Source organism: Galbibacter kalidii, assembly GCF_026241135.1.
GTDB lineage: Bacteria > Bacteroidota > Bacteroidia > Flavobacteriales > Flavobacteriaceae > Galbibacter.
Genome location: NZ_JAPFGA010000001.1, coordinates 322,684 through 347,790 on the forward strand (window position 1 = coordinate 322,684; position 25,107 = coordinate 347,790).

16 protein-coding genes are annotated in these 25,107 nt (G+C 40.4%); 9 read left to right on the top strand and 7 right to left on the bottom strand.

Annotated elements, in window-relative coordinates; all coding sequences use genetic code 11:
* The first annotated feature begins 9 nt into the window (after positions 1–9).
* From OOZ15_RS01390 to OOZ15_RS01400, 3 genes are all read left to right on the top strand, one after another.
* Positions 10–1,152, top strand: a complete 1,143-nt coding sequence (locus OOZ15_RS01390; RefSeq protein WP_265953918.1) for a lactonase family protein — start codon at positions 10–12, stop codon at positions 1,150–1,152.
* 252 nt (positions 1,153–1,404) lie between these two features.
* On the top strand, positions 1,405–2,832 hold the full coding sequence (locus OOZ15_RS01395) for a glycoside hydrolase family 88/105 protein (protein ID WP_265953919.1): 1,428 nt from the start codon (positions 1,405–1,407) through the stop codon (positions 2,830–2,832).
* A 50-nt stretch (positions 2,833–2,882) separates the two neighbouring features.
* Positions 2,883–4,184 (top strand): TolB-like translocation protein, encoded by a 1,302-nt coding sequence (locus tag OOZ15_RS01400; protein ID WP_265953920.1) that lies wholly within the window; start codon positions 2,883–2,885, stop codon positions 4,182–4,184.
* A 2-nt stretch (positions 4,185–4,186) separates the two neighbouring features.
* Here the strand turns inward: OOZ15_RS01400 and OOZ15_RS01405 are convergent, their stop codons facing one another.
* The 7 genes from OOZ15_RS01405 to OOZ15_RS01435 all read right to left on the bottom strand — a co-directional run bounded on the left by OOZ15_RS01405 (position 4,187) and on the right by OOZ15_RS01435 (position 15,483).
* Entirely contained in the window at positions 4,187–6,325 is a 2,139-nt protein-coding gene (locus tag OOZ15_RS01405; RefSeq protein WP_265953921.1) for a hypothetical protein, read from the bottom strand.
* A gap of 10 nt (positions 6,326–6,335) precedes the next feature.
* Positions 6,336–7,799 carry a glycoside hydrolase family 28 protein gene (locus tag OOZ15_RS01410; protein ID WP_265953922.1) on the bottom strand — a complete coding sequence of 488 codons (1,464 nt, stop codon included), beginning with the start codon at positions 7,797–7,799 and terminating at the stop codon, positions 6,336–6,338.
* Between the two features lie 227 nt (positions 7,800–8,026).
* Complete coding sequence (locus OOZ15_RS01415; RefSeq protein WP_265953923.1) at positions 8,027–9,445, bottom strand: purine-cytosine permease family protein; 1,419 nt, start codon at positions 9,443–9,445, stop codon at positions 8,027–8,029.
* An 18-nt stretch (positions 9,446–9,463) separates the two neighbouring features.
* The gene (locus OOZ15_RS01420) at positions 9,464–10,609 is read right to left on the bottom strand and encodes an alpha-hydroxy acid oxidase (RefSeq protein ID WP_265953924.1); all 1,146 of its coding nucleotides are present in this window, start codon (positions 10,607–10,609) and stop codon (positions 9,464–9,466) included.
* Between the two features lie 6 nt (positions 10,610–10,615).
* The gene (locus tag OOZ15_RS01425) at positions 10,616–11,989 is read right to left on the bottom strand and encodes an FGGY-family carbohydrate kinase (protein ID WP_265953925.1); all 1,374 of its coding nucleotides are present in this window, start codon (positions 11,987–11,989) and stop codon (positions 10,616–10,618) included.
* Between the two features lie 14 nt (positions 11,990–12,003).
* Positions 12,004–13,284, bottom strand: coding sequence for a sugar isomerase (locus OOZ15_RS01430; RefSeq protein WP_265953926.1), 1,281 nt, complete (start codon positions 13,282–13,284; stop codon positions 12,004–12,006).
* A gap of 105 nt (positions 13,285–13,389) precedes the next feature.
* Entirely contained in the window at positions 13,390–15,483 is a 2,094-nt protein-coding gene (locus OOZ15_RS01435; RefSeq protein ID WP_265953927.1) for a bifunctional aldolase/short-chain dehydrogenase, read from the bottom strand.
* A 165-nt stretch (positions 15,484–15,648) separates the two neighbouring features.
* Between OOZ15_RS01435 and OOZ15_RS01440 the strand changes: the two genes are divergently transcribed.
* The 6 genes from OOZ15_RS01440 to mgrA all read left to right on the top strand — a co-directional run bounded on the left by OOZ15_RS01440 (position 15,649) and on the right by mgrA (position 25,009).
* Complete coding sequence (locus OOZ15_RS01440; protein ID WP_265953928.1) at positions 15,649–16,707, top strand: GntR family transcriptional regulator; 1,059 nt, start codon at positions 15,649–15,651, stop codon at positions 16,705–16,707.
* A 201-nt stretch (positions 16,708–16,908) separates the two neighbouring features.
* A complete protein-coding gene (locus OOZ15_RS01445) occupies positions 16,909–18,216 on the top strand; it encodes a rhamnogalacturonan acetylesterase (protein ID WP_265953929.1) in 1,308 nt (435 codons plus the stop codon).
* Between the two features lie 29 nt (positions 18,217–18,245).
* Complete coding sequence (locus tag OOZ15_RS01450) at positions 18,246–21,083, top strand: glycoside hydrolase family 2 TIM barrel-domain containing protein (RefSeq protein ID WP_265953930.1); 2,838 nt, start codon at positions 18,246–18,248, stop codon at positions 21,081–21,083.
* 204 nt (positions 21,084–21,287) lie between these two features.
* The gene (locus tag OOZ15_RS01455) at positions 21,288–22,823 is read left to right on the top strand and encodes a rhamnogalacturonan acetylesterase (protein WP_265953931.1); all 1,536 of its coding nucleotides are present in this window, start codon (positions 21,288–21,290) and stop codon (positions 22,821–22,823) included.
* Positions 22,824–22,906: 83 nt separating this feature from the next.
* Positions 22,907–23,980: an SGNH/GDSL hydrolase family protein gene (locus OOZ15_RS01460; RefSeq protein WP_265953932.1), complete on the top strand. Its 1,074-nt coding sequence runs from the start codon at positions 22,907–22,909 to the stop codon at positions 23,978–23,980.
* A 27-nt stretch (positions 23,981–24,007) separates the two neighbouring features.
* Positions 24,008–25,009, top strand: a complete 1,002-nt coding sequence (mgrA, locus tag OOZ15_RS01465) for an L-glyceraldehyde 3-phosphate reductase (RefSeq protein WP_265953933.1) — start codon at positions 24,008–24,010, stop codon at positions 25,007–25,009.
* The last annotated feature ends 98 nt before the right edge of the window (positions 25,010–25,107 follow it).

Consider the following 25,107-nt stretch of genomic DNA (forward strand, 5'->3'; position numbering starts at 1 on the left):
TTTTTTTGAATGAAATTCATACCTGTAATTCTTGTGATACTTTTAGTAACAGGATGCAAACAAAATACAAAAGAAAACAAATCGGCTGAAAGCATGGAAACAGCCGAAACAAGCACTCCAAAAATCGATTTTTTCGTCGGGACTTATACCGGAGGAGAAAGTAAAGGAATCTATAAATATGCTTTACATGCAGATGGGAAATTAAGCAATGAAAAACTCATGGTAGAAACAGAAAATCCTTCTTTTTTGGCATTTTCAGCGGATAAAAAATATTTACTGGCGGTGAATGAAATTAAAAATGAAGAAGGCGTTGGTACGGTGGAATCCTATATGGTGGGGAAAGATACGCTTAAGCTGATCAACAGAAGTTCTTCAGGAGGGGCACATCCGTGTTTTGTGGCCGTTAATGAGGAAGGATTTGTTTTAACCGCTAATTATACCGGTGGAAATGTAGGTCTGTTGCAGTTGGAAGACAACGGATCTCTTTCTGATCTATTGGATGTACATCAGCATGAAGGAAAAGGAACACATAAAAGACAAGATGGTCCGCATGCTCATTCTGTATGGTTAAGTCCAACTGAAAACGATGTTGTGGAAGTTGATTTGGGAACCAATCAGCTTTGGTTTTCTACAATTGACAATAAAACCAAAAAATTGCAACCTAAGGAAGTAAAAACCTTATCAATGGCAGATGGGGCAGGACCAAGACATATGACTTTCCATCCAAACAGAAGCCGGGGATATGTGTTTAATGAATTGAACAGCACAATAACCATTGTGACGATAGACGATGATGAAAATTATACTTCGGAGACTACGGTTTCGACTTTGCCTGATAATTTTACAGAAGAAAACACAGGGGCCGATATCCATATTTCTTCTGATGGCAAATTTTTATATGCTTCCAATCGCGGACATAATTCGATTGCCATTTTCAAAGTAGATGAAAACGGGAGTTTAAGCATTGTCGGCTATGAATCGGGTAGGGGAGAGGGGCCACGGAATTTTTCTTTATCACCAAATGGCGATTTCTTATTAGTGGCCAATCAATACACCGAAAATATTATTTCTTTTAAGCGGGACGTAGAAAGTGGACTGCTGACATACGTAGACGAAATTAAAGTCCCAACTCCGGTTTGTATCTTATTTTAGCAAAAGGAATACAATGGTTTTTGAAATTTATTACCAAGAGGTCTAAATAGCTCCAAATTCAGATGTCATGTTGAGCCTGTCGAAGCATAATTTATTGAAGTTCAATATGTCTTCGACAGGCTCAGACTGATAAATAAAATTCACCAGAGGCTTTTTAGATAACCTCTTTTATAATCAAGCACAGGACAGAACAGGATGTAAATAACTTCATTAACATCTAAATTAGAGGTATATTAATTTCAAACCTTCAAAATGTACCATAATAAACTGAATTTTGTCAATAACAGGCTAAAAACAGCTGGATTATCTATGCTGTTTTGTGTGTTGTGTAGCTCTCAAGTTTTTTCACAATACACCCAAAAATCGGGAACTGATTCCGATACTCCTTTACATTTATTAAAACCTCAATATAAAATACCTTATGGGGTTCCGGAAAAGGAATCGATTGTAGCGGTGTTGGATAGGGTGTATACATACTTAAACAATACAACACCGCCTCAATTGCTAGATGTTGAAACCAATAAACCGGTGAAACCAAAAGATGTAAAAAAACACAGTTCCGTTGCTTTTAAACAAGGAGATTTCAGACTTGTAAGTTATGAGTGGGGAGTTACCTATGCAGGGATGTTGCTTGCAGGGCAAACCACAGGTGATGAAAAATACACCGAATACACCACAGATAGAATGGAATTTTTGTCGGAGTTATATCCGCAAATGGTGGCAATGGAGAAGAAAAATCAGGATTATAAACATCCTATGAAGTCGGTACTACATCCTGATGCCCTAGATGATGCCGGAGCCATGTGTGCTGCTATGATAAAAACTAAAAATGGCGGATTTAAAGCTGATCTGGATCCAATGATCAACAATTTCATCAAATATATAAGTGAGGGACAATACAGACTTCAGGATGGAACTTTAGCAAGAAACAGACCTATGAAAAATTCCCTGTGGCTGGATGATCTGTTTATGGGGGTACCGGCATTGGCACAAATGGGAAAATACAGTGGCGATAACAAATATTTTGACGATGCTATAAAACAGGTGCTTCAATTTTCCAAGCGTATGTTCAACGAAGAGAAGAACCTGTATATGCACGCATGGATAGAAGGCATGGAAGAACATCCACAATTTCATTGGGGACGTGCAAATGGTTGGGCGATTATGACCTTGGTAGAACTGCTTGAAGTGTTACCGGAAAATCATAAAGGCAGGACAGAAGTCCTTTCATATCTGCAAAAGCATATAAAAGGACTTGCACATTACCAATCTCCCGACGGACTTTGGCATCAGTTGTTGGATAGGAACGATTCTTTCCTTGAAACTTCGGCAACAGCCATTTTTACCTATGCCATTGCCCGCTCCATCAACAGGGGATATGTAGACGCTAAAGTCTACGGCCCGGTGGTTAGCTTGGCGTGGAATGCTATTAGCACAAAGGTTAATGATAAAGGACAAGTAGAAGGTACTTGCGTTGGAACCGGAATGGGCTTCGATCCTGCTTTTTATTACTACAGGCCGGTAAATGTGTATGCAGCACACGGCTATGGTCCAGTTCTGTTGGCAGGGGCAGAGATGATAGATCTTCTAAAAAAGAATCATCCTAAAATGAACGATAGTGCTGTAATGTATTATTCGCATCCTATAAATACTGATGCTCCCATTTTTAAAGAAAAATAAATATGAAACTTAAAATAATAAGATTATCCCTGATAGTTTTAACTATTGGTATGTCAACAGCTGTCGAGGCACAGATAGGAAAGCGTTTTCCTTCGGAAAAGAAAGTAATAAAAAATCCTGTTACGGGAAATGAGTTGATTTTTTTGACCAGCACCCCCGCAGGCGATTCAAAAATTTACCCAACCCATAACCAATGGACATCCGATGGGAAGTGGATTATTTTCAGGTCGCGAAGAGTAAAAGGTGAAGCTATGGCGGTGAACGAGGAAACAGGCGATATCGTTCAGGTAACCGAAGGAGGTTATTCGGGTATGTTGTGTGTAGCACGAAAACAGATGAAGCTCTATTTCATGAGAAGGAATAAAAAGCTTGAAGGGGCTGTTGATATTGTTGAAGTCGATCTGGAAAAACTGTTTGCCGATAGTGAAAAAGGAAAACTGAAGAAAGCAAAGGTTTATCAAAAAGTACTGGGAACAACTCCTCCGGAATTACAGGCAGGAGGTGACATGGCTTTGGATGCTGATGAAAAAAGAGTTTGGTTCAGGGTAGGGAAGAAAGCTGCAAGCAAACGATTAGCCCTCGGAACTGAAATTAAAGAAAATTTTGGTCCGCGAAATATGGGAGCAGGGCCATCGGGCATTGCCGGAATGGACCTTGAAACAGGAGAAACAATGTATGTAACCTCAGTTCCTTTTCAGGTGGGACATATACAAACCAATCCGTGGAAACCCGGGCAAATTGTGTTTTGCTGGGAAACTGGAGGGAAATCACCACAACGTACTTGGATCGTTAATGCTGATGGAAGCGGATTAAGACCTTTATATCCCGAATCGGAATATGAATGGGTAACTCACGAAGCTGTAATTTCTCCCAATGAAGTGGCTTTTGCCATTATGGGACATCGGCAAATTCCGGGATCAAATTTAGATGTAGGAGAAGGCACCAGTGTGAAAGGAGCTAATCCCGGACAAGAAGTAGCTTGGGGATCATCGGGAACGCGTGAAAAGCCTACGGGGCTCGGTATTGTAAATATAGAGACCCGTGAAATGACCATTGCAGGGCAAACGCCTTCGGGTAGCGGACTTTGGCATGTGCATGGTTCGCCGGACGGACGTTTTGCAGTGGGCGATGATTTTTCGAGGAGTATTTATCTCATCAACAGAAAAACAAGGGAAATGCTCATGCTTTCAACCGGACATAAACAAACGGCTGCCGATCATCCGCATCCAACTTTTAGTCCTGACGGAACAAAAATAGAGATTCAATCTGCCATGCTTTCTGAAGATGGAAGGAGTTTAAATATTTGCGTGATTCCCGTTCCGAAGGAGTGGTTGAACGAAGATTCGGAGTAAATTTAAAACATCTTATCTAAGTTCTCCCACTTTACCTTCCATTTTCCGTCTTTAGGGAATCCGGGGTTTTTATCAGTGGAGCCATCCCAGCCGGCACACATCATGGCTACTGCTGTTAGCAGTCCGCCATTGCCCGGTAAATAAACGGGAAGCCTTCCTTCCTGATAATTATGACCGTTTTTAAGGTAGGTATTGGTCTGTACATCCATAAACAAGGCGTCAATTGCTTTGTTTGGCATGCCTAAGCGAGCTGCTGTCATGGCAGTCATGGGAAAATCCCAACCCCAGGTGTCATCCCAGCTCCAGGTATCCCAAATTAAATTGAAAGTGTTTTCCATAATGGTTTTATCGAGCATGGAAGTTTCAGGTAACATTCCGAAAGTACCCAATACGGAAGGGTGATCTGTTTTAAACTCCGGATTGGTATAAGAATCCGTAGCACTTTCAGTAGCTAAATATACATTGTTTTGAACCGGTAGCTTTGAAAGTTTTTCAATCACCTTTTCCCAGTTTTGATTTGGAGTTTCGCCCAGACGTTTTTTCCATTTTATAGCGGTGGTCAATGCCCAATTCCAATAAGCGAGTTCATAAGTCGGATTTCTGGTTTGCATTGCTTTAAAACGCTCTTGAGCCGGAATAACACCATAACCGAGTTCGTATCGATTTTCAGCCTCGTTATAATGAGCAAAAGAAGCCATAAAATCAGCAGTTGCATAAACCAGCTCTTTATATTTTTCCAATGTTTCTGAAGTAGGAGTCTCGCGGTACATCAATTCAGCATAGGTAATAAAATGGGGTTGTTGCCAAATGAGGAAAGATCCTATTGACGACGGCCCTTCATCCCCGTAAGGGTCGGTCATTTTTTGCCATCGTACACCTTCAAACCCCTGACGTTTTGCAATTTTTTCAGCTTTGCTGAACACTTTTTGATACCATGGAAGGCTTTTTTTCAATAACTCCGGTCTTCCCCATAATGCAAAATGTACGCCGTGCCACCAGTGCATTTCCAGATGCGGTTTTCCATACCAACTGTTGTAGGTGAGTCCGGTTTCTTGTGGAGGCATATTACCGGTACATTGCAGTTTGGTCAGGTATTGTGATAAAATGACCCTGCGTTCCAGTTCATGGGCTCTGGGATCTGTGCTTCCGGAGAAATCAATGGCCCCACCGTTTTCCCAAAACGTTTTCCATCCGATCTTACTGCTTTTTTCAATAGCAGTGACCGAAGGATGTTGGATAATTTTTTGATTACTGAATGTACAGCTAAATGAAAATTCATTGCTACCTTCTGGAGTTAATAAAAAATAATGCATTTCTTTTTTGCTGAGTATTGCTTTTCCTTTCCAGTTGAACCCGATTTGATAGGTGAGGGAATCTAAATTTCGGGTAATTACGGCTTTTTGTTTTTGTATTGAGCTAAGTTCGCTTGTGTAATCTTTTTCTCCTTCCCATTCTGTTCCTAAATCAGTCCATCCACCGGTGGGATAGGGAATACGCAATCGTACTTTTAATTGTCCACTTTCTATTAAGTCTGATTTTATGCGAATACCGATAGCATCTTCTTGCTGATGGCAGGCGGTCCAAACGGTAACAGGAGTCCCTTCAACGGAAAATTGACTTTCAATTTCCCCAGTCCATAAATTTAAGGTCTGATGGATGTTCTCAAGATCCTTGGGAGTTACTTTTTCACCGTTTTTTTTAAAGATTTCCAAACCTAAATTCCCTAATTGTAAGCGGTGCGGATTTGATCGGAAATAGTTAACAGCCTTTTTACCTCGATCATCTTTTTTTTGAACTGAATAGGAAACTTTTCGTCCGTATTGATCGTAGTTTTTTAAGGTTTCTTCAAAGGTGTAATTTTCAGTATTGGGATAAGAATCCCATCCCCATTCAGATTGTGTACCTAAGGGAACCCCGTCTTGATAATGTTCAGGGAAACTTTGCATGCCGGTAACATCAACAGTGTAGGCAAAACTGCCATTTCCTACCGACAAAGAAGCAAGTGTGTCTACGGCAGAAATTTGTACGTTATGACGGCTTACCAATGCTTTTCGATCAATTTTATCCTGTCCTGATGCTTTGGCAAAACACAGTTGAAAGCATATAAGGAGGGGAAGACCGGATTGTAGGGTGATTTTCATTGTGATTGGATTATGGGTGAAGGGAAAAGTCAATCCCTTCCGAATGATTTAATTTCACTTTAGAGCTGTCTTTAGCTTTGATGCTGACATTGTTTAGTGTCCAATCTGCACTATATGAGATCTGTCCGGCAGTTTCAGCTTCAATGGAAACGTTTGTAAGTGTGATGTTTTCTACAATGGAATTTTCCAGTCCGTTTATGTTGATAGCTTTCTTGGCTCCTTTTACTTCTATGTTCCTCAAAGTGATGTTTTTAAAAGTCGGAATACCTTTTTCCGGATCTACTTTCATCAACAATTTTTTCCAATGTTCGGGAATACTATCTTCATCAAAGCCTTCCGGTAGTTTTGAATAGCTGTAACTCGGATTCCAATTCATAGATACTTCAATAAAAGTACGTACACTGTCCATTTTTATGTTTTCCAGATAAATATCTTCCACAGTACCCCCACGGGTAAGGGCTGATTTGATATTCAATCCGTTTTTAGTACCTAAGCCTTTGATATTTGAAACATACACATGCCTGATACTTCCGGCGGTTTCACTCCCGGCGGTGAACAATCCTGAACCTTGCCTTGTTATGCAATCTTTTATCACCACATATTCGGTAGGTCGGTTCACTCGTTGTCCGTCCCAATCCCTTCCGGCTTTCAAACAGAAATTATCATCGTTACAATCAATATCGCATTTTTGGATAAGTACCCATTTTGAGGAATCGATATCAATACCATCTGTACTTGGTCCGTGACCACCAATGTTATTTTTGATGGTGAGTCCGTCAACAGTAATTTTTTCAGAATACAAGACCTGAACTGTCCAGAATCCGGCTCTTTGAATGTTGAGATCTTTTAAGAGGATGTTTTCTGAATCGTTTATAAGCAGGGTACGCGGTCTTTTGGCATCATAATCGACAATCCATCGTAAACCTCTGGGTTCGTAATCGTTTTTCCGAAGATCCCAATAATAATCCCAAAACACTTTCCCTTGTCCGTCAACAGTCCCTTCCCCTTCAATAATCACATTTTTCTGATTGGAAACATTGATAAGGGCCGCTGGCCATTTCATCTCAATTCCGGCAACACGGGTGTCAATTTCTTTATAATCTTTAATATTTTCACTTCCTAAAATGGTTACCCCTTCATCAACCCTAAAACGGATGTTTTCCTTGATAAAAATAGAGCCTGTTAAGTAGGAACCCGGTCTAAACGCTACTGTCCCTCCTCCTTGTTCAGCACAGATGTCAATAGCTTTTTGAATGGCTTTGGTGTTTAAGGTTTCTCCATCGAGAACAGCTCCAAAATCGTTTACATAGAACACCTTGTCTTTGATTTCAATGTTCTCTGAACCTACTTTATCTACCCAATCCGGGACTTTAGCGATATCATTCTTGGTTTCAGTTGGTTGATCTACTTTGTTCTTACACGAAAAAGAAATACTGATTAACAATAAGAGAAGAAGGGATTTGTTGAATTTCATAGTTAAATGTATTTAGGCACTGTAATGTTTAAATTTTCCCGCTAAAGCGCATCCTGCACCTTCATGATAAAAGAGGAGGCTGATCTAAATTATTGTTTGTCACATTAAGCTTGTCTGTCCGATAGGCAGGCTTGTTGAAATGTGTTTTCTGGATGTTAAAAAGTCTTTGACAGGCTCAGACTGACAAAGGAGAATGAAATATCATAATATAGTTGCCTTTTAAAAAATTATAATTTAGAATGTCCTTTTTGATAGTATTTGCTCAGTATGAGATATAATGCGCCACATGATAACCATGTGGGTAGGGTAACAAAAGAGAGGAAAATATCAAATTGTACAGAGATGAAGTAAAACACTCCAAAACTGATCAACCAAGCCCAAAACACAGCATAGTTGAAGTTGATACGGGCCTTTTCAGCAAAGAAAGGAGTAATGCCTGCTTTTTTACCGAAGTAATATTCAAATACGATGATTGCACCCACTGGGGCAAGGATGAAACCGTAAAAGGCAACAAAATCCAATAATTTCATAGCGATAGCAGGAAATAATCCGGCTACGGTAGCAATTCCTCCGGCTAAGATGGTTACCCAAAAAGTAGAAGCCTTTGGAATGATAGCCTGAAATGCCAAACCGGCTCTGTATATGGTTGGATTGGCGGTAGTCCATCCGGCAAGGATAACAGCAAGTATCCCAAAAACCCCAATGGCGTTATGTGCCATAGGTCCAGGAGCTACACTTGGTGCTTGTCCATCAGCCAAAAAAGCCTGAGCCTCTGGAGATTTTATGTAAACTGCATACAACAAGGCAGCAGCGATCCATGCCATATAGTGACCTACATACATTCCTGCAGCAGAGGTCCAACCGATATTGGCCTTTTTTGCAAACCGGAATACAGAAAGATCAGACATACCAACGTGCATGGCGGCATTGGCAAACCAAGACCAGATAACGACATGCCAAAACGTATATTTTATTTGTCCGGGAAAGGGTTCAGAACCATCGCCCAGGATATCCCAAAAATCAGAAAAACTGCTGACCCCAAGGTTTTTTAGAGAGACAATACCACAAGCGAGAAATGCCAAAACAATGATGGGTGCCATCCAGTTGGCGGCTTTAGAAACGGTGCTGTAGCCTTTGGCAGCAATGAGTGAGATTATTGTACCAATGGCTATCACAACCACAACCCAAGTAACTCCGTTAGGTAGTGTGTCCGTTAACTTAGGCATTTCCATATTGAACGGAATTCCCACGGCAGTAGCCGATACCGTGATCATAGAACCGGCGAGGAAGCAAAATAAGATTCCGTTTGCCAGATTATAACCGGTCACCAGTTTTTTTCCGCATATCTTTTCCAAATGGTAGTAGAGTGTTAGCCTGTGTTTTACAGCAATTTCTGCAGTGAGGAAACGCCAGCTCAATACAGCAAGAAAGTTTCCGATCAACAAGCCTACAATAAGATCGAACGTACTAACTCCGGCTGTTAAAAACAACGGACCGATAACAAATTCGGTTCCGGCGGCATGTTCTCCGGCATACATTCCCAAAAAACTCTTCCAACTTTTTAATTTGGATTTTGGAACCGGTTCTCTTTCAAATTCGCCTCCGGCAGCTTGTTCGATCTCTTTTTCAATGGTGTATTCTGTCATAGTTTTGGTGGGTTTGTTTTATATGAGGTGTTTTGGCAGGTCTTCTATTTTTTCACAGCAAAGCTGATCCATCACTTGTTGTAATTGCACTTTGAGCATGGAAATGGTATGATCGCCCCCTTTGTTCCCAAGAGCGGCAGTCCCATACATGAAAGAGCGTCCCATAAAGGTGAACTTGGCACCGCTTGCCATGGCCCTGGCAATATCGGGACCGGACCGCAATCCGCTATCCATCATAATTTCTATTTGATCACTGTATTTTTCAGCGATACTGGTCAGCGGTTTGATGGTGGATTCCCCCGCATCGAGTTGTCTTCCCCCATGATTGGAAACGATAATGCCGTCAAAGCCCAAACGGATGGCCTCTTGGGTGTCTTCTTCAGAAGCGACCCCTTTTAAAACCAGTTTGCCCTTCCATTGGTCCCTTATGGGTTTGATCCGTTCTTCGTTCAGCCTTCCCGAAAAAGTATCGTCCATGAATTTCCCCAATTGCTTCAGGTTCATGCCATCGGGCATATAGGGTTTTAGGTTTTCAAAATTGGGTTGCCCATGTTTTAAAGTCTGATAAGCCCAAAGCGGTTTCCCCAAAACCTGGAGGATGTTCTTCAGCGTCATTTTGGGCGGAAGTGCCAATCCGTTTTTGAAATCCCGTGGGCGATACCCGAAAGTGGGAACATCACAGAGCAGTACCAATACGGGACATCCCGCATCACCGGCCCTGTCGATAATGTCTTTTCTGATGTTGTCTTCAACAGGGTTGTACAACTGAAACCAAGCGTTACCTTCTGTGAGTTCACAGGCACGTTCGATATTGGTGGTGGTCACCGTGCTTAAAATAAAAGGGATGTTGTGCTCAAAAGCAGCCCTGGCCAGGATTTCAGGGGAATTGGGCCACATCAGGCCCTGTAAGCCTACCGGAGCGATGCCAAAAGGGGCGTCGTATTCTTTTCCGAAGAGGGAGGTTTTGATGGATGCGTCCTTATAATTTTTAAGATAGCGAGGTTGTAGCTGTACTTCCCTGATATCCGCAGTATTTTTGTGTATATTGACATCTTCGTTACATCCGCCATCCAGGTATTCAAAAGCGAATCTCGGGATTCTCTTTTTGGCCTTATTTCTCAGGTCTTCTATGGATGGGTATTTATAATTGAATTTTAATGCCATAGGCTTTTATTTTACGATCAACGGTACGTGTTTCTTCAATGAATAATTCTTTTTCAGGAATTTAGAATTCAGTTTAGTGTCTGAAATACAGATAGCTGCCCCCAAAGCAGAGCCTAGGGAAGCATTGGTAGTTCTTAATTCCATGTTCCGAAGATAATGAGAAAGAAGTTTTATATAAACATCATTATCACTAAAACCGCCATCGACATACAATTTTTCTATAACTTGATCCCCTTTTGCTGTTTTGATACTTTCCACTTGTAGCATGACAAGCTCGATCATTAAATGATGATAAGCGTGCTCAAAAGAATTATAGGGCAGGGAAGTAGCTTCGATATCAACATCATTTTTGATACTTTCCCAACGGAAAAAATGCTCGAATTCTTTCGTGATTTCATAATAGGTATCTTCATCAAAACTTACGGTTTTGTGGTAATCCTCAGGGACATTATATTTTTCTGATAATTTTTTTACTTGGATTTTATATTCATTCCCTAAGAAAAGCCGAGATGCTTTAACCTGCTTCCCGTTGATTCTCATATAGTTGATACAATCATTGTTAATATCTTCTTGAGTAAGGACAGAAGAAATAAACGGATTAAGGGCAATGCTCCAAGTACCGGTAGAAACCAAAATAAACGGATCTTCAAGACTTCTGACGTAGGGAAGCAAAGCAGCAGAGCTGTCGTGGATTCCAACGCCTATCTTGATGCGTTTCCCGTTGTAGTTCATATTGATACTGGTTTCCGTAGAAACAATGGGTGGCATTATTTTATGGATATTTTCCCGATACACCCAGTCGTGATAGTCTTTTTTGTTATAATCCCAAAGCGAGGTGTGACATCCAATGCTGGTGTATTCACTCAAAGGGATTCCGGTAAAAATATAGCTGAGGTATTGTGGTAGGTGCAGGGAATACTTAATTTTTTTAAACACTTCTGGCTTGGTCTGTTTAAGCCAATAAAGCTGCATTCCTGAATTTAATAATCCTTCGTTAGACGAACCCGTTTGCCTTGAAAATTCCACCTCCGGACCATACTTTTCGTAAAAAGAGGCGACAATTTCGTCGGGTATGGGTTTGGTGTAATTATAAAGTGGGGTGATGGCTTCCCCGTTTTCATCCAAATGGACGAAACTGGCTCCGTAAGAAGAAAAATTAATAGCTTTTATATCATATTGTTGTGCTTCCAGAATTCTGTTGAACACACTTTTTAACCACTTTTGAAGTTCAGGAAGGTTTTCTGTGGGGTGTCCATCCTCATCTTCAATAGGTTCAAAACGTACATATTCACGATATACCTCTTGGAATTCACTATTGAAAAGGAAGAATTTTTTATTGGTCTTTCCGATGTCAAATACGGCTGTAACTTTCTCTTTCATCAATCTGTCAGTTTTTATAAACCGGTGGCAACGGAATCTTTTCCTCGTTCTTTTATCAACTGTTCCCTAACGGAAAGCGATCTGTAATTTTTTAAAGGATGAATGGCACCGCCTTCCCGAAGTCGAGCTTCCCTTACCAAAGGTCTTACATCGGTTTGATATGCATTTTGTAAAATTTCCTGACATGTGACCACATCGTGATTTATCTGCGCCTCTTTCAGTTGCTTTTGATTGATAAGTAGCGCTTTTGCATAGGCAGTTTGAATCGCTTCCAAGGACTGAATAAGATCTTCCAGCGGATCTTTTAGATTGTGACTGGCGTCGATCATCCATGACAATTCTGGATTCTGAGGGTTATTGTTCATCCCATAGATCAGTTCGTTGAAAATCAGGAAGAGTGCATAAGGTTTAATTGAACCTACGGTAAGGTCGTCATCGCCATATTTGCTGTCGTTAAAGTGGAAACCGCCCAGTTTTCCTTTCAGCATCAAGGTAGAAACAATCTGTTCGATATTGGTATTCGGCAAATGATGACCAAGATCGACCAAGGTAAATGCTTTTTCACCACATTCGTTGGCCAACATAAAGGAAGTACCCCAATCCTGAATAACGGTACTGTAAAAAGAGGGTTCGTAGGGTTTGTATTCGATGAACATCTTCCAGTCGTCGGGGAGTTGTTTGTATATTTTTTTCAAACTGTCTTGTGTATGGCTTAAAGCCGTTTGGAAATTGCTTTGTCCAGGAAACGAACTCCCGTCTGCAAGCCAAACCGTCATACTTTTTGATCCGAGTTTTTCACCAATATTGATCACATCGATGTTATGCTGAATAGCTTGTTCCCTTACTGCTTGAGCCGTGTTGCTCAGAGATCCGAATTTATATGATTCAGTCGTATCGGGTTGATCTTGAAAAGTATTTGAATTAACGGCATCAAATTTAATGGCTAAACTTTCAGCTTTCTCTTTAATTGCATTGTAATCACTGGGGATATCCCAAGGGATGTGCAGAGAAACAGCTCCGGCAGTTTTGGTAAGTGCGTGGATAATACCAATATCTTCAAGTTTTTGTTCCAGGGAAGAAGGCTCCCCTTGATAGGAAAACCGACCAAACCGTGTACCGCCGGCACCTAAGGCCCAACTTGGGATTGCAACCTGGAAATCGGCTAATTTTTGAAGAATTTGGTTGACATCCACTTTTTGTTGGTTAAGGAGAGTAGCCAAATTTTTAAATTGACTTTGGTGTAAAGTTTGGTCGGTTTTATTGTTATTTAAAATTTGGTCAGGGTTAATTATCATCTGTAATCTTTATTATTTTTAATACTTCACCATAAAAGATAAACCTCCATAGACAATTAAGCCTATGGAAGATTTATTCAAGCTAACTAACAACTATACATTTATTTATCGAACAAATGCATTTGCCATTCCACCATCGACATTGATGATGTTTCCGGTGGACTTATCCAGGATGGCTACCAGTGAATAGACACCATTGGCAATATCTTCCGGATAGATTATTTCGTTTAATAAATTTCTTTTTGCGTAATGTGAGGGGAGTTCATCAACAGAGATACCGTAGGCTTTTGCCCTTCCTTCGGCCCATTCCCCCTGCCATATTTTACTACCTACAATCACACCATCAGGATTTACGGTATTGACTTTTATTTTGTCTGTGCCCAATTCTGCTGCAAGCAAACGTGTCATGTGCTGTTGAGCAGCTTTAGCCGTTCCGTAGCCTACATTATTCGGACCAGAAACGAGTCCGTTTTTACTGGCAATATTGACGATGTCTCCACCGAGGTTTTGTTTTTTCAGTATAGCGACACCGTGTTGCGCCATTAAAAACTGTCCTTTTACCAAAACATCTTGCAGTAAATTCCAGTCTTTTAAGGTGGTGTCTTCCAAGGATTTTGAAATAGCCAAACCAGCCGAATGTACGATGATATCTACACCTCCAAAAGCAATAGCAGCATAACCATATGCTTTTTTGATGGAGTTTTCATCAGTAACGTCGCAAACAATAGTAGCTACTTGATCTTTTTTATAGGTTTCCTCTGCTTCAGTCAAGGCATTTTTACTGATATCAGTCAGAACGACATTCGCTCCTTGTGAAACCAATTTATCGGCAATGGCTTTCCCAATTCCGCCTCCGGCACCTGTAACGATAGCCACTTTTCTGGACAGCGGTTGTTCCGCAGGCATACGTTTTAACTTGGCCTCTTCAAGCAACCAGTATTCAATGTCAAAAGCTTCCTGTCTTGGCAATGAGGTGTATGCTGTGATTGCTTCAGCTCCGCGCATCACGTTGATGGCATTTACATAAAATTCGCTTGCCACCCTTGCCGTTTGCTTGTTTTTGGCAAAGGAGAACATACCCACGCCCGGATAAATAATGATAACCGGATTCGGGTCTCTCATCGCTGGACTGTTATCGTGTTTACAGCTGTTGTAATAATCTGCGTATTCTTTTCGGTATTGTTCAAAAGCCGGTTCCAATTTTTTCAAGACCGCTTGGCTATCGGCAAGGTCTTCACTTGAATCAAGTGTAAGCACCAAAGGTTGAATTTTAGTGCGCAGGAAGTGATCCGGACAAGAAGTTCCCATAGGAGCCAAACGCTTCAAATCCTTACTGTTGATATATTCCAACACCACATCGCTATCGGTAAAATGTCCGATCATATTTTTTTCTGAAGAACACAATCCCCGTAAAAGCGGCATAATCTGAGCCGCTTTTTCCTTACGGTCATCAGCCGGAAGGCTTTTGGTTTTTTCACCTCCAAAAACACTTCCTTTTTCCTGGATCTTGTTTTCAATATATTCTGAAGCCTTTTCAATTACTTCAAGGCTGTTCATATAACATTCATAAGAAGTATCACCCCAGGTAAACAATCCGTGACTACCTAAAACAATCCCTCTGATCCCCGGGTTTTCATTCAGGCATTTCTCCAATTGAAGTCCGAGGTCGAAACCAGGTCTTTGCCACGGTACCCAACCCATAGTGTCTCCCCAAATTTCCTTGGTGACCTTTTTGCTGTCTTTTGCTGCAGCTACGGCAATCAAAGCATCGGGGTGTAAATGGTCGATATGTTTAAAAGGTAATAACCCGTGTAATGGAGTGTCGATAGAAGGAGCCCTGCTGTCCAGATCATAAATACAATGATTGAACAAACCAACCATTCGGTCTTCATCGTGCAGGCCTTTATATACATTTTTAAGGTTTCTCAATCTTTTGGTATAGAGACCTGCAATTCCCGCCCTCGTTAATGTCCCGATATCACCTCCAGAACCTTTTATCCACATGACCTCTACTTCTTCATTGGTCAACGGATCGGTTTCAATGGTTTTACAACTTGTGTTTCCACCACCGTAATTAGTGATTCTAAGGTCGGCTCCCAATATATTGGAACGATATAAAAAAAGGTCAACTTCATTATCGATTGAAGCTGCTTTTTTTTCGTCCCAAAGGTAGTTTACATATTTAAAGGTTTTCTCCATTTTTAATTTCTAATTGAATTTGATGACTCAAAAGTAGTTTTAAAAAAAGACCATCGTATCCTGTGGTGTACTGCATCCTTTTCAGAAGAATATTAAATAAATTAATAATAATTATCTAATTTTACCACAATATAATTAAAATGAATCACAGATTTTTAATAAACTATGAACCCTGCAGTGTCCTCTTCTATCGAAATAAAAATTAATGAAAACTCCAGAGTCCCTAAATATAAACAGATTGTGGACTCTATCATTGATGATATAAGTAAGGGGAACTTAACGGTCGGACAAAAGATACCTTCTATAAATGAGCTTAGTGAAACTTGTTATCTGTCAAGGGATACGGTAGAAAAAGCTTATAAACATTTAAAGGAAAAAAAGATTATTGTTTCGGTAAAAGGCAAGGGCTATTATACAGCTAAGACCGATTTGATTTCCAAGGCGAATATCTTCTTTTTGATCAACAAGCCTAGTTCCTATAAAATGATGATATACAATTCGTTTTTGGATGGAATCGGGGTCAATGCGCATGTCAACCTGTTTATCTATCATTGTGAAGAATCCTTGTTTATTAAAACCTTGGAAAAAAATCTTGGTGCATACGATTATTATGTGATCATGCCGCATTTTAAAACTGAAAAGCTTGGTCATGTAAGCTTTACTGATGAAGTGTTGAAGGTAATTGAAAAAATCCCGAAAGACAAGCTTATTATCATGGATAATGCCAAGCCGATGATCAAAGGGGATTATGGATCGATTTATCAAGATTTTCAGGAAGATATCTACAATGCCCTGAAAGAAGGCTTGGATCGTTTAAAAAAATACGACAAGATCATATTGGTATATCCCAGTAAGGCAGTTCACCCTTATCCAAAGCGGATATTGCACGGTTTCAGACAATTTTGTGTTGAATACGATTTTGATTTTGAGATCTTGGATGAAATCTACGAAGACATGGAGCTGCAAAGCAAGGATATCTATATAACCATTGAAGAGATGGACTTGGTGAATTTGGTAAGGCAGGTTCGTAAGAAAAACCTTGTTTTAGGCTCTGACATTGGGATTATTTCATACAACGATACTCCTTTAAAAGACTTGCTTGGAATTACCGTAATAAGTACAGATTTTAAGGCTATGGGAGAAACCGCTGCCTATATGGTGCTGAAAAACAAAAAAGAAAAGGTGAAGAATGTGTTTAAATACATCGAAAGAAATTCGCTTTAAGAAATAAATGGTTAAAACCATTACATAACCATATTATTGTTTATTTAGCCTGCGGTTTAAACCGTGGGCGTTATGTTTTATCATTCTACGACGAAACCATTTTAATGGTTTATAGCTCTCACACATCCTTGATATCATCATAGTACAGGATGGTGGTTATTTGTAGACTCAATATATTAGTCTGATAATAACCAACCAAATATGTACAGATCACAATTTTGCAGCTTTATTTTGTGTGTAATATTCTCATTTTCAGCATGTGCACAGAGCGGTGTGACCGATGGAGAACCGATAGCTTTTAAATTCGGATATCAAAAAGGATCAGGAGCAGAACTTATAAATTCCCCGACAACCTATAAATCCGGCAGTTTTGGTTTCGATTTTAATACTGAGGGAGCTGTTGCATTTGAAGAAAATACCCTTTTGGCAAAAGAATCGGTTTACTTTTCTATAGAATTACCTGAAGGGAATTATAAAATAGACATAGAACTGGGAAGCGAAAAAACGTCTTCCGTAAATACCATTAAAGCCGAATCGCGTAGGATTATGGTTTCCGAAGAGTCTTGTCAGACTGGTGAAACAGTTGCCAAAAGCTTTGTGGTGAACCTGAGAAGCATCAGAATTAACAATGATGATGTCGTTCGTTTGAAAGACAGGGAAAAAGCACAACTGAATTGGGATGATAAGCTTACACTCGAATTTTCAAAAGGAACTGCGGTAAGAAGTATCAAGATAACTCCTGTAAATTCTGTTGTAACGCTTTTTTTGGCGGGCGATTCTACGGTGACCGACCAAGATCTGGAACCTTGGGCGTCCTGGGGTCAAATGATTCCACAATATTTTAATGATCAGATTGTAGTTGCCAATTATGCTTCATCCGGGGCATCGTTGAGCTCATTTAAATGGAGAAAACGACTCGATAAAATACTTTCTGTCATAAAAGAAGGTGATTTTTTGATGATTGAATTCGGCCACAACGACGAAAAACAAAAGGGCGAAGGTAAAGGTCCGTGGCTTCACTATACAGATTTGCTTACCGAATATGCTACCAAAGCCAGGGAAAAAGGAGCAACCCCCATTTTGTTAACACCTACACAACGGCGACATTTTAATGAAGAAGGAAAATTGAAAGACACCCACGGTGATTTTCCGCCGGCGATGCGAAAAGTAGCCGGAAAACTGAATATCCCGCTAATCGATCTCACAAAAATGACTACCGTGCTCTACGAAACCTGGAGAGATGATGTGTCGAGAAAAGCCTTTGTACAATACCCGGCAAATACATTTCCGGGGCAGAACAAGAAGCTGGAAGACAATACGCATTTCAATATGTTTGGTGCTCATGAGATTGCCTTATGCGTACTTTCAACATTACAACAAATGGAAACAGGCGTAGAAAAATACATTTCAATAAAAATCAACTATAACCCGGAAAAGTCAAATAGTTATAAAGATTGGACGCTACCGATGAGTCCAAGATTTGAAGCTACTAAACCCGATGGAAATTAATATCGATATCAGTAATGAACTTACATAAAATGAAAAAAATACCAATTCTATTTTTATTGGCCCTAAGCGTAGCTTTTGTTTATGGACAACAAACCGAGAAGGTTTATTTATCAGGAAAAGATTTTAAAAATCCCGTACAATGGGAGTTTATGTGTACTAATGGCAATAATGCCAACACATGGACGACCATCGATGTGCCTTCACATTGGGAGCTCAAGGGATTTGGGGAATACACATACGGACGTTGGTACAAAGAGCTTGATCAGGATGAACCGAGCAAAGAAGAAGGTTTTTACAAATACCAATTTACAGTTCCGCAAACATACAAAGACCAGCAGGTGAAAATCTTTTTTGGCGGAGCGATGACAGATACCGAGGTAAAGATTAACGGCAAACTTGCCGGGGAGGTTCACCAAGGGGGATTCTACGAATTTAGTTATGATATTACCGATTTAATAGTTGATGGCGAAAACCTGTTGGAAGTCCACGTTAAAAAACATTCTGATAACCATTCAGTGAACCGGGCCGAGCGCTGGGCAGACTGGTGGCTTTTTGGCGGAATTTACAGACCGGTGTGGCTCGAAATAAAGCCTAAAACGCATATTGAAAATATATTTATTGATGCGAAGATGGATGGTGAAATGGAAGTGGTAATGCAGGGTCAAAACATTCCGAATAATACTTATGTAAATGCGTCGATACAGAAACTGGGAGAATCAGATAGCAAACATGAAAATCAGAAGCAAAATGTGTCAGGTGAAGAGGCTACGCTTTCCTTTAAATGGAATAATGTTGACCCATGGAGTCCTGAAATGCCAAATTTATACACGCTTAGCCTTCAGCTAAAAAAAGGAAATGAGATTTTACATGAAGTTGAAGAACGTTTTGGTTTCCGTACTTTGGAATTCAAAAAGAAAGACGGAATTTACGTCAATGGAAAGAAGATCATCATGAAAGGGATCAACCGGCATACCATTTGGCCGGAATCAGGCAGAAGTACCGATAAGGAGATCAGCATTATGGATGCCAACCTGATAAAAGATATGAACATGAATGCTGTTAGGGTGCACTATCCCCCCGATGACCACTTTCTGGAAGTGTGTGACTCACTGGGGCTGTTCGTACTTGACGAACTGGCAGGATGGCAAAACCCCTATGATATTGAAACGGGTACCAAACTTATAAAAGAAGTAGTGACAAGAGATGTCAATCATCCTTCGGTCATCATTTGGGATCAGGGAAACGAAGGTGGTTGGAGAGATGAATTGGATTCGGTTTTTTACGAACTCGATCCACAGCAGCGAATCGTGATTCACCCCTGGGCCGATTACAATGGCTGGGATACCCATCATTATCCCATGTATTTGACCGGTGTTCACCGTTTTGTAGATGGTGAAAATGTGTTTTTTCCAACGGAATTTATGCACGGTACTTATGACAACGGACACGGTTCCGGACTCGAAGATTTTTGGAATCGCTTTAAGGAGAGTCCGCTCTTTGCCGGCGGATTTATGTGGGCATTTTCAGATGAAGCCGTACTGCGAACCGATTGGGATGGAGAACGAAAATACGATTCCAAAGGTTCTTTAGCCCCCGATGGTATTTTAGGTCCGCACAGGGAAAAAGAAGGTAGTTTTTATACGGTAAAGGATGTTTGGAGTCCGATACAGCTAAAGCCCATCCGCATCACACCTTCGTTTGATGGTTCTTTTTTGATCACCAATGAATATATCTACACCAATCTGGATGCTTGTACGATGAAGTATGAGGTGAAATCGATGGATAAAAATGCTTTTTATGGTGATAATGAGGTTGCTGTGATAGCTGAAGGGACTATCAATTTACCTGCCATTGAACCCAGAGAGACCAGAAAGGTAAAAATGGACTTGCCTTCATTATTTTTTGAAGGGGATTGGTTGGAAATTACAGCTCATGATCAGCATGGCCGACTTGTGAATGTTTGGACATGGCCAATACATCAGCCGGACTATTATGCTCAAAAATTATTATTGAAAGGGAAAACGAAAAAAGCATCCGTAAAAGAAAAAAACGATGTGGTGGAATTGGAAGCCAATTCAATTAAAATTCAGATAGGAAAAAAAGACGGTATTCTAAAAAGTGTGTACAGAGGCAGGGTTGAAGTTCCTTTTAACGAAGGGCCGTATCCGTTAGGGATGAAGGCTGAAGTAAAAGAAGTGATTACTTCCAAAGAAGACGGTAAAGCCGTTTGCGTGGTGCGTTACACCGGAGGGATCGACCATATAAAATGGACCATGCATCCCGACGGACGACTGAAAATGGAAATGGTCGCTTTAAAAAATAGAGGACGTAGCAGCGGATTTGACGGGGCGTTTTATGAAGGGGAGATAAAAGAGTTCGGTATCACTTTTAATTATCCCGAAGAGGGGGTAGAGGGTATGGAATGGTTTGGTCGCGGACCTTACCGGGTTTGGAAAAACCGGATAAAAGGAACTAACTACGGATTGTGGCAAAAAGACTATAACAACACCATCACCGGTGAAAGTTTTGAGAATCTTGTGTATCCAGAGTTTAAAGGTTACCACGCCAACCTTATCGGGGCAAAAATTGATGCAGGAAATAATACATTCAGAGTGTTTAGTGAGTCTGAAAATGTGTTTTTAAGACTATTGACCCCTGACAAACCCAAATACGCCTTAAAAGGAGCAAGGGCCTATCCTGAATTTCCTTTCGGGGATATTTCGTTTATGTATGAAATCCCGGCTATGCATTCGTTTAAACCTGTTCCACATCACGGTCCGCATAGTCAGCCGTCGAACATTCGTATTAAAAGTGGTGACGATGGTATACCTATGAATTTATGGTTTGATTTTAGGGATGGGGAATGATTGTGTCACCTCGAGCCCTTCGGCTAACGCTCAGGATAAACTAAAGTCGATAGGTTGTTGATTATTACCTAAACTAAAATAGGTCTCGATAAGCTTCGCTTGATATCTTCAATTCAAAATATATTTTGAACTTCGATAGTGCTCGATCTGACATGAATATTAATTTTAAAAACAGCAAGAACCACAAAACATAAAACTACACCAATGAAAAACATAACACCATTATTAATTTGCCTGAGTTTTTTATTTATTCAATGTAAGGAAGCAGATACTGATAAAATCCCAACAGTATACACCGTAGGGGATTCCACCGTAAAAAATGGTCAAGGCGATGGCGCCGGCGGACTCTGGGGTTGGGGCGATTTTATCGGTCAGTTTTTTGATACTGCTCAGGTGAATGTAGAAAACCATGCCCTGGGCGGAACCAGTAGCCGTACTTATATTGATAAAGGCTTATGGCAACCGGTATTAGATAGCCTGAAAAAGGGGGATTATGTATTTATTCAATTCGGTCATAACGACAACGGTCCCATCAATGATGATTTTAGAGCGAGGGGAACCATCAAAGGAATTGGTGAAGAATCCGAAGAAATAGACAATATGCTTACCGGAAAACACGAAGTGGTGCACACCTACGGTTGGTACATCCGAAAAATAGTAAGGGAAACCCAAGAAAAAGGAGCCATTCCGGTGGTGATGTCACCCATCCCAAGGGATCGATGGAAAGACGGGAAAGTTCCAAGGAACAATAATTCTTATGGACTTTGGGCAAAGCAAGTGGCAGAACAAGAAGGAGCAACTTTTATCGACCTGAATGATAAAATGGCTTTGCAAATGGAAGCCTTAGGTGAGGATAAGATTTATGGTAATCTTTTCTACAAACGCGATCATACGCATACCTCTGCCAAAGGAGCGGTGTTGGCGGCATCCATCATTTCAGAAGAATTAAAAAAGACGGATAATCCGATGAAGGAATATCTGTTGGAGAATCCTGAAATCGTACTTCCGAAAAAAGTGAATATCTATTTGATAGGGGATTCCACGGTAGCCAATAATGGTAATCCCGAAGCAGTAGGCTGGGGCGTAGAGCTTTATAAATATTTTGATACCACCCGGGTGAATATCATCAATCGAGCCCGTGGGGGAAGGAGTAGCCGTTCCTTTTATTTTGAAAAACTTTGGAAATCGGTTTATGATACCTTACAGGAAGGCGATTATGTATTGATGCAATTTGGACATAATGATGGTGGACACATAGACCAACCTAAATACAGGGGTTCGTTAAAAGGTTTAGGTGATTCTACTGTGGTAGTAAGCCGAAAAGGCGATATACAAGAAGAAGTGCACACCTACGGCTGGTATATGACGAGGTATATCGAACAAACCAAAGAAAAAGGGGCTGTTCCGGTGGTCTTTAGTCATATTCCGAGGAATGAATGGCCCAACGGAAAAGTGGAAAGAGCCGATAAAAGCTACGGACTTTGGGCAAAACAGGTTGCTCAAAACAACGACGCTGCATTCATAGATCTTAACGATAGCATTGCTGTGAAATATGAAGAAATGGGGGTAGAAAAGGTGAAGAAATTCTTCCCGAGAGATCATACGCATACCGACAAAGAAGGAGCTTCGTTGAATGCCTTGATTTTAGCCAAATCGTTAAAAGAAGAAAAAAGACTTCCGTTACGGGATTATGTGATTGGGGATAAAAAAATCAAGCAGCTTTTATCAGCTTACGAATAAAATATCATCATTTTTTGATAAAATCAGTTAGCCCTAATTTCTAATTTTCCATTAACTTTAAAATCTGAAAAATTTTAAGATTAATGAAGAGAATTATTATTCCTTGCCTATGTGTTTTATTCATCGGATGTAAGGAAATCCCACGTGAACTAACGGTTTATAACGATGTTGAAAGTGAACTTTTTCATTATCAGGGGCGGACAGAACCTGCTGATAACGGAAGGAAACTGATAAGCTCGGCCGCTTCGGTAACTTTTATGGCTGAAGGCGATTCGGTTCATATCTACACAAAAGCCCTTCAGAACGAGTATGGTTTTATCGAAATTACGGTAAACGACACCTATCTGAAGCGTTATAAAATCAATTCCGGGGAAGAAAATAAAATTTCCATTGCTTTGGATGCTCCACAAAGCAAAGTAGAAGTTTTTAAGGCGACTGAAGCCGTTAACGGAGGGATACTTTTTACCGGGATTGAAGCTGAAAAACTCGTTCCTTTTGAAGATGATAGATCGTTGGTGATGGAATTTATAGGGGATTCAATCACCTGCGGATATGGAGCTGATACCAATTCCATCCCCTGTGATACGGGAGAATGGTACGACCAACACACAGCTTATTGGGCATATGGTTCACGGATTGCAAGGGCTTCGAATGCGAAATATACCCTGAGTTCGGTTTCCGGTATGGGCATGTATAGAAATTGGAACGACGAAGACCAAATGGTTATGCCCGATGTATATCAAACAACAGAACTAGATGGTGATACCACCCATCTGTGGAATTTTCCCGTAACACCTCAAATCGTCAGTATTTGTTTGGGAACAAATGATTTGTCCGATGGTGATGGGGAAAAAGAACGTAAACCATTCGATAAGGAAAAATTTATTGAAAACTACACTACATTTGTAGAAGGAATTTACGAGAGATATCCGAAAGTCAAAGTGGTTTTACTGAACAGTCCAATGGTTTCCGGAGAAAAAGGAGAACTGCTGATGGAGTGTTTGGAATCGGTTCAAGCCCATTTTGAAGCTGAAAAACCTATCTTCATTTTTAAGTTTGAAGGAATCACTCCTCAAGGTTGTGATTATCACCCGGATATCAATGACCATAAAAAAATGGCCGAAATGGTCATTTCAGATTTTAAAACACTTTTATAAACGAGTTCAAACAAAAAGCATAATTAAATGAGTACATACAAACCAGCTGAAGAACGTTATGAAACAATGCAATACCGTCGTTGTGGACAGAGTGGAATTAACCTCCCGTTGATATCAATCGGACTGTGGCATAACTTCGGCGGATATGATGATTTTGAAAATGCTGCCAACATTTTACGTACGGGCTTTGATAATGGGATTACCCATTTTGATCTGGCTAACAACTACGGTCCACCTTACGGATCTGCTGAAAATAATTTTGGGAAGATTTTTAAGTGGGATTTTAAGAAATACCGTGACGAACTCATTATTTCAACAAAAGCAGGATGGGATATGTGGCCCGGTCCGTATGGAAATTTCGGTTCGAGAAAATACCTTATCGCCAGTCTAAACCAATCGCTTAAACGAATGAAACTGGATTATGTGGATATTTTTTACCATCACCGCCCGGATCCCGATACGCCTTTGGAAGAAACCATGGGAGCGTTAGATCAGATTGTGCGTCAAGGAAAGGCATTGTATGTCGGAATTTCCCAATACAACGCAGAAGACACCAAAAAAGCGGCAGCGATATTAAAAAGACAAGGAACTCCGTTTTTGATCCATCAACCGCGATATAATATGATGGATCGCTGGGTGGAAGATGATGGATTGCTGGATGCCTTGACCGAAACAGGTATCGGAAGTATTGTTTTTTCACCTTTGGAACAAGGGATACTAACGTCTAAATATTTAAAAGGAATACCAAAAGATTCCAGAGCAGCTACCGAAGGAAGTTATTTGGATGCTAATCAGATCAAGCCTGAACTTGTTGAAAAAATCCAAAAACTGAATGCCATAGCAGAAGAACGCGGACAAAGCCTGGCACAAATGGCCATTGCATGGCTGTTAAAAGATGACAGGGTAACCTCTGTTTTAGTAGGAGTGAGCAGGGTTTCACAACTAAAAGACAATTTGGATGCTTTGAAAAACCTAAAGTTTTCTGAATCAGAGCTTAAAACTATTGATGAGATCATTTTAGGGAAATGAAAATGAAACTAGAAATACGGAATATGTACGTTGATTTCTAATGATTGTTGAGACAATTGTTTTTTGCATTTAACAAGGCCGACAGCAAACAATTAAAG

Coding starts and splice junctions, on each gene's coding strand:
- OOZ15_RS01460 (WP_265953932.1), top strand. CDS start 22,907: ATGAAGAGAATTATTATTCCTTGCCTATGTGTTTTATTCATCGGATGT.
- OOZ15_RS01450 (WP_265953930.1), top strand. CDS start 18,246: ATGAAAAAAATACCAATTCTATTTTTATTGGCCCTAAGCGTAGCTTTT.
- OOZ15_RS01420 (WP_265953924.1), bottom strand. CDS start 10,609: ATGGCATTAAAATTCAATTATAAATACCCATCCATAGAAGACCTGAGA.
- OOZ15_RS01400 (WP_265953920.1), top strand. CDS start 2,883: ATGTCAACAGCTGTCGAGGCACAGATAGGAAAGCGTTTTCCTTCGGAA.
- OOZ15_RS01440 (WP_265953928.1), top strand. CDS start 15,649: ATGAACCCTGCAGTGTCCTCTTCTATCGAAATAAAAATTAATGAAAAC.
- OOZ15_RS01390 (WP_265953918.1), top strand. CDS start 10: ATGAAATTCATACCTGTAATTCTTGTGATACTTTTAGTAACAGGATGC.
- OOZ15_RS01425 (WP_265953925.1), bottom strand. CDS start 11,989: ATGAAAGAGAAAGTTACAGCCGTATTTGACATCGGAAAGACCAATAAA.
- OOZ15_RS01405 (WP_265953921.1), bottom strand. CDS start 6,325: ATGAAAATCACCCTACAATCCGGTCTTCCCCTCCTTATATGCTTTCAA.
- mgrA (WP_265953933.1), top strand. CDS start 24,008: ATGAGTACATACAAACCAGCTGAAGAACGTTATGAAACAATGCAATAC.
- OOZ15_RS01415 (WP_265953923.1), bottom strand. CDS start 9,445: ATGACAGAATACACCATTGAAAAAGAGATCGAACAAGCTGCCGGAGGC.
- OOZ15_RS01435 (WP_265953927.1), bottom strand. CDS start 15,483: ATGGAGAAAACCTTTAAATATGTAAACTACCTTTGGGACGAAAAAAAA.
- OOZ15_RS01455 (WP_265953931.1), top strand. CDS start 21,288: ATGAAAAACATAACACCATTATTAATTTGCCTGAGTTTTTTATTTATT.
- OOZ15_RS01445 (WP_265953929.1), top strand. CDS start 16,909: ATGTACAGATCACAATTTTGCAGCTTTATTTTGTGTGTAATATTCTCA.
- OOZ15_RS01430 (WP_265953926.1), bottom strand. CDS start 13,284: ATGATAATTAACCCTGACCAAATTTTAAATAACAATAAAACCGACCAA.
- OOZ15_RS01395 (WP_265953919.1), top strand. CDS start 1,405: ATGTACCATAATAAACTGAATTTTGTCAATAACAGGCTAAAAACAGCT.
- OOZ15_RS01410 (WP_265953922.1), bottom strand. CDS start 7,799: ATGAAATTCAACAAATCCCTTCTTCTCTTATTGTTAATCAGTATTTCT.